The organism is Hymenobacter sp. IS2118 (genome assembly GCF_000715495.1).
Taxonomy (GTDB): Bacteria; Bacteroidota; Bacteroidia; order Cytophagales; family Hymenobacteraceae; genus Hymenobacter.
Window position 1 is genome coordinate 133,067 of record NZ_JNLX01000047.1, and the last position, 6,000, is coordinate 139,066.

At 64.4% G+C, this 6,000-nt stretch carries 5 protein-coding genes and 1 riboswitch; of the genes, 3 read left to right on the plus strand and 2 right to left on the minus strand.

What is annotated here, in order from left to right; all coding sequences use genetic code 11:
* Positions 1 to 113: 113 nt before the first annotated feature.
* Complete coding sequence (locus tag GM79_RS25940; protein ID WP_235183901.1) at positions 114 to 1,334, minus strand: NTP transferase domain-containing protein; 1,221 nt, start codon at positions 1,332 to 1,334, stop codon at positions 114 to 116.
* Between the two features lie 8 nt (positions 1,335 to 1,342).
* Entirely contained in the window at positions 1,343 to 1,834 is a 492-nt protein-coding gene (gene moaC, locus GM79_RS03230) for a cyclic pyranopterin monophosphate synthase MoaC (protein ID WP_035559066.1), read from the minus strand.
* A gap of 433 nt (positions 1,835 to 2,267) precedes the next feature.
* On the opposite strand from moaC, the gene GM79_RS03235 reads away from it, so the two are divergent.
* From GM79_RS03235 to GM79_RS03245, 3 genes are all read left to right on the plus strand, one after another.
* Positions 2,268 to 3,335, plus strand: a complete 1,068-nt coding sequence (locus GM79_RS03235) for an SDR family oxidoreductase (protein WP_035559068.1) — start codon at positions 2,268 to 2,270, stop codon at positions 3,333 to 3,335.
* Positions 3,336 to 3,381: 46 nt separating this feature from the next.
* A complete protein-coding gene (locus tag GM79_RS03240) occupies positions 3,382 to 4,599 on the plus strand; it encodes a molybdopterin molybdotransferase MoeA (RefSeq protein WP_035559071.1) in 1,218 nt (405 codons plus the stop codon).
* 91 nt (positions 4,600 to 4,690) lie between these two features.
* A riboswitch (SAM riboswitch) is annotated at positions 4,691 to 4,801 on the plus strand.
* A 72-nt stretch (positions 4,802 to 4,873) separates the two neighbouring features.
* Positions 4,874 to 6,000, plus strand: a 1,127-nt coding sequence (locus GM79_RS03245) for a homocysteine S-methyltransferase family protein (protein ID WP_200875571.1), incomplete at its 3' end; no start/stop codon positions are given.

The window sequence follows — 6,000 nt, forward strand, 5'->3', positions numbered from 1 at the left end:
TGTGCCAATCTGAACCACAAACGCCTATTCACTCCTAACCAATACAAAGCCACCTTTTCCAAAATGCTGTCCTTAGGAAGACGAACGCATCAACCAAACTGACTTTCTGACGCCTACCCAATCAACTCGCGTTCTGCCGCCGCCCGCTCCTCGGGCGTGTTCACGTTGCGCAGCTCCTCAGGCACGGGTGGCGTGAGCAGCTCAATGTCAGAATTGATGAGTGCCTTGCGCGGACACGAATACCCCAGGCCCAGAAACCGCAGCAGCTGCCCGTAGCTGCGCGGCTCCCAGATGGTGACCAGCGGCTCCGGGAAGTCATTCCAGGGGCTGCGCAGGGCCGTGGCGGCGCGGGCCGGCTGGCGGTTGGTCACCAGAAAATCCAGCGTGGTGCGGGTCAGGAACGGCAGGTCGCAGGCCAGCACCAACCACGCGGCGTTGGGGTCGGCCTGGAATGCGGAAAGCAAGCCCCCCAGCGGCCCCAGGTTGAGGAAGGTATCGGGCAGGGGCTTGAGGCCGGCGGGCAGGGCGGCGGCCTGGTCGGGGCGCACGGACACGCGCACGTCGGGGCAAAACTCCCCGAGCAGCGCGGCCGTGTGCTGGCGCTGGTCGAGGGCGTGGTAATGCAGCGCGCCTTTGTCGGTTTGCATCCGCTCGCTGCGGCCGCCCGCCAGCACCAGGCCGCGCAGCACGGGCACCGCCAACAGGTACCACTGGCGAATGAACGCGGCAATGCCGGCCGTGTCGCTCAGGCGCAGCACGGGCGGCAGCGGGGCGGCGCTCAGGTGCTGGGCCAGCCCGGCGGGCAGGTCGGTTTGGCCGTCGGCCAGCAGTATCAAGCGCACATCGGTGAGGCGGTCGAGCTTCTTGTCCAGCGGCTTGCGCGGGTCCACAATCACCACCTGCTGGCGGGCGCGGAAGTGGTTGCCGTTCACCAGTACCACGCTTTCGTGGGCCAGTAATTCAGGCTGCGAAAACCGGTCCAGCGGCCGGCGGGTGCGTAGTTCCCGGTAAGCCACGTAGTCAACCAGCTCGGCCGAAAGCCCGTTTTCGCCCAGCGTGGGGCTGGTAGCCGGCGCCGCTAGGTGGAGAGGCACGCCAGCAGCGGCCGTAGCGGCAGCTTCGTCGGCGGCACGGATGGCGGCGTGGTCGGCGTCGACGTAGGCCATGCGCAACGCGGGAGCCAGGTGCGGTAGCAGGTGCGCCACCAGGGCCTGAATGTCGCCGCAAGGGGCGCCTAGTATCGCCAACTCGTGCCGGCCAAACTCACCCAAATCGGGCCGGGCCAGGGCGGCGTGTTTCGAGCGCTTTGCAGTGGGGGTTGGGGAACTGTCCATGAGGAAATTTACAAATTTTCGGCCCGGTGAAAGTCGCTTTTACCGCCGGTTTTCTCCACCAGCTGCACGCTGTCGATGGTGATATCGTGCGAGAAGGCCTTGCACATGTCGTAGATGGTGAGGGCCGCGATGGTGGCGCCGGTCAGGGCCTCCATTTCCACGCCGGTGCGGCCCGTGACCACAGCGGTGCACTCCACGCGCAGGGCATCGGGGCCGTCGGGCACGATGGTCACTTTGCAGTCGTCGAGACCCAACGGGTGACACAGCGGAATGAGCTCGGCGGTGCGCTTAGCTCCCATGATGCCCGCCAAAATGGCCGTGTGAATGACCGGGCCCTTGTGCGAGGGCATCTCGCCGGCCTGCACGCGGCCCAGCAGCTCGGCGCCCAGCACCACGCGGCATTGGGCGCGGGCCACGCGGCGGGTTGGTGCTTTGGCGCCCACGTCCACCATGGTGGGCTCGTTGGCGGCGTTCACGTGCGTAAAATTTTTGGTTAGCATAAGATAGCAGAAACGCGTAATTACGTCTAATCGTTGGCATCAAAGAGGCAAAGCGAGGCCGCTACCACAGGCAGGCGGCCGCCGTGGCGTTGCTAACAGCCAAAATTGGCCGCTGATTGTTTAGTCGCAAAGTATGGCGGCGGCCGGCCATTTCCTGGCCATTTCCTGGCCACGACTGGCCACGACTGGCCGAAAATACGTTGGCAGTTCTACAGGCCGGGCGCGTTGGGCCTGCCCATACTTTAGAATTGTTCCTAAATACAGAAACGAAAAAAATGAGTCATGCTGAGCTTGCCGAAGCATCTCTACCGCACCGTTGAGTCGATTGGATTAGTTGCGCGGTAGAGATGCTTCGGCAAGCTCAGCATGACTCATTTTTTTCGTTTCTGCTTATTCGGGAACACGTCTTTTCTATTTGACATAAATACACATCATGACCAATACCGCTTTAGTAGTGGGTGCAAGCGGCATCATCGGTAGCAACCTGGCCCGGGGGCTGCTGGCTAACAACTGGGTAACTTACGGCCTGGCCCGCCGGCCCAGCACGGATATTGACGGCCTGCAGCCCGTGGCCGCCGACTTGCTCGACGTGGCCAGCCTGGAAACGGCCCTGGCCAACGTGGCGCCCACGCACGTGTTTATCACCAGCTGGATGCGCAACGACACCGAGGCCGAGAACATCCGCGTGAACGGCGCCATGGTGCGCAACCTGTTGGCCGTGCTTGGCAAGAAAGGTTCTGTGCAGCATGTGGCTCTGGTCACGGGCCTGAAGCATTACCTGGGGCCGTTTGAGGCGTACGTGAACGGCGGCTTGCCGCCCCCCACGCCGCTGCGCGAGGCGCAGCCCCGGCTGGCGCTCGACAATTTTTATTATGCCCAGGAAGACGAAGTGTATGCTGCGGCGGCCCGCGACGGCTTCAAGTGGAGCATTCATCGCCCGCACACCATCATCGGCAAAGCGGTGGGCAACCTCATGAATCTGGGCACCACGCTGGCCGTGTACGCCAGCATTTGTAAGGAAACCGGCCGGCCGTTTCGCTGGCCCGGCTCGCAGGCGCAATGGGACGGCCTTTCCGATGTGACCGATGCCCGCGTCATTGCCAAGCAGCTGGTGTGGGCCGCGACCACCGAGGCGGCTCGCAACGAAGCCTACAACATCGTGAACGGGGATATTTTCCGCTGGAGCTGGCTGTGGGGGCGCCTGGCCGAATGGTTTGGCGTGGAGCCGGTGGGCTTCGATGGCACCATGCACCCGCTGGTAGCCGAAATGGCCGGCGATGCCGACCTCTGGCGCGGCATTGCCGCGCAGCACGGCCTGGCCGAGGCGGACCTGAGCCGGCTGGCCTCGCCCTGGCACACCGACTTGGACTTGGGCCGGCCCATTGAGGTGATGACCGATATGGCTAACAGCCGCCAACGCGGCTTCGCCGTGTACCAGCGCACCGAAGACTCGTTTTTCGACTTATTTGCCCAGCTGCGTGAGGACCGGCTGATTCCATAGGTTCGCGGCAGCCGACTCACCCCTGAACATTATTTCATTACCCCCCATGCTCTCCGTTGCCGAAGCCTTTGCCCGCGTGCTGGCCACTGCCCGCCCACTGCCTGCCGAAACCGTGCCCCTGCCCGAAGCGCTGGGCCGCGTGCTAGCCGAAAGCCTGACGGCTGACCGCGACTTTCCGCCCTTCAACCGGGTGGCCATGGACGGCATTGCGGTGGTGCACGCCGCCTGGGCGGCGGGCCAGACGGAGTTCGCCATTGAGCACACGCAGTACGCCGGTGCGCCGCCCCAGCCGCTGCAAGACCCGCAGGCCGCCGTGGAAGTGATGACGGGCGCCGTGCTGCCCCCCGGCACCGACGTAGTGGTGCGCTACGAGGACACGGCACTGGAAAACAGCCGCGCTACCATCCAAATTGCGCCGCCCGCCGCGCCTGGCGTCAACGTGCACCGCCAGGCCGCCGACCGCCGCCGGGGCGATGCGCTGCTAGCCCCCGGCACCCGCCTGGGGCCAGCCGAGCTGGCCGTAGCCGCCACCGTGGGCGCCGCCGAAATCCGCGTGACGCGCCGCCCGCGCGTGGCCGTGGTAAGCACCGGCGACGAGCTGGTGGACATCAGCGAAACGCCGCTGCCGCACCAAATCAGGCGTTCCAATGCCTATGCCCTCCAGGGTTTGTTTATTCAGACGGGTGCCGAAGTGACGCTGTTTCACCTCACCGACGAGCTTACGGCGTTGCGCCTGGGGCTGACCAACATCATCGGTGCGGGCTTCGATGCCGTGGTGCTGAGCGGGGCCGTGAGCAAGGGCCGCGCCGACCACCTTCCGGGCCTGCTGCGCGAGCTGGCGGTGGTTGAGATTTTCCACGAGGTGAACCAGCGCCCCGGCAAGCCCATGTGGTTTGGGGCCAAAGAAGCCGGTCCGGTGGTGTTTGGGCTGCCCGGCAACCCGGTGTCCACTTTCCTCACGGCTTGCCGGTATGTGCTGCCCTGGCTGCGCGCCGTGCAGCAGCCCCTTGGCACAGAAGAAGCAACTACTGAAACTCCCGCACCCGCCGTGCTCACCGTGGAAATAAACTTCAAGCCCCAACTGGCGCATTTCGTGCCCGTGCGCCTGACCGTGGACGCCGAAGGGCGCCGGCTGGCCACGCCGCTGCGCGTGGGCGGCTCCGGCGACCTCACCGGGCTGGTGGGCGCCGACGCGTTTTTGGAATTGCCGCCTGAGCCGGTGATGTTCGCGGCGGGCAGCGTGTGGCCTGCCTGGGGGCTGTAATATCGTAGCACATGCTTTAGCTTGTGCATCATGCGAGCGGGCACAAGCTAAAGCATGTGCTACAAATTACAAGTTGTATATTTGTACTACGCTGCTATCCAGAAAGACCGAGGGACCGGGCCCGATGACGTCTTGGCAACCTACCACGAGTAGGTGCCAACTCCCGTTTCACCGCGTTTTTTTTGGTGAAAGAAGATGACAGCCGGAACCGAGCCCCGCCGCTTGGGTTTCTTTCTGGATACGCGCTTTTTGCCCGTTACTCAATCCGAAAGAAATGTCCACCGCCACCCTCGCCGCTCCGTCTCCCCTTGCCGAACTGCTCCGCCAGCGCCTGCTGATTCTCGACGGCGCCATGGGCACCATGATTCAGCGCTACCCGCTGACGGAGGAGGATTTTCGCGGCACCCGCTTCGCCGACCATGACCGGCCGCTGCGCGGCAACAACGACCTGCTGAGCCTCACGCGGCCGGATATCATCAAGGGCATCCACGCCGAGTACTTCGCCGCCGGGGCCGACATGGTGGAAACCAATACCTTCAGCGGCACCACCATTGCCCAGGCTGACTACGGCCTGGAGCACGTGGTGTACGAGCTGAACTACGAGTCGGCGCGCCTGGCCCGCGAGGCGGCCGACGAGTACGCTACCCCCGACAAGCCGCGCTTTGTGGCCGGCGCCGTGGGTCCTACCAACCGCACGGCCTCGCTTTCGCCCGATGTGAACCGGCCCGGCTTCCGCGCCGTGACGTTTGACGAGCTGGCCACGGCCTACCTGGAGCAGGTGCGCGGCTTGGTGGATGGCGGCGTGGACACGCTCCTCATCGAAACCATTTTCGACACGCTGAACGCCAAAGCGGCGCTCTACGCCGTGCAGAAGTTCTTCGACGAAGGCGGCCGCGTGGTGCCCATCATGATTTCGGGCACGATTACGGACGCCTCGGGCCGCACCCTGAGCGGCCAGACCGTGGGAGCTTTCTGGAACTCCATCAGCCACCTGCCACTGCTGAGCGTGGGCCTAAACTGCGCCCTTGGGGCCGACCAGCTCCGGCAGTACGTGCAGGAGCTGAGCCGTATTTCGGACGTGCACATTTCGGCTTATCCTAACGCCGGTTTGCCCAACGCCTTTGGCGGCTACGACGAATCGGCCGAAGAATTCGCGGCGCTGGTGGAAGAGTATTTGAAGGAAGGCATTGTGACGGTGGTGGGCGGCTGCTGCGGCACCACGCCCCAGCACATTGCCGAGCTGAGCAAGCTGGCCGAGCGGTACCGGCCGCGCCCGCTGCCCACCGAAATACCCTCCGCTACCCACTTGAGTGGCTTGGAGCCCTTCGCCATCAAGTCTGACACGCTTTTCGTGAACGTGGGCGAGCGTTGCAACGTGACCGGCTCGCGGGCATTCGCCCG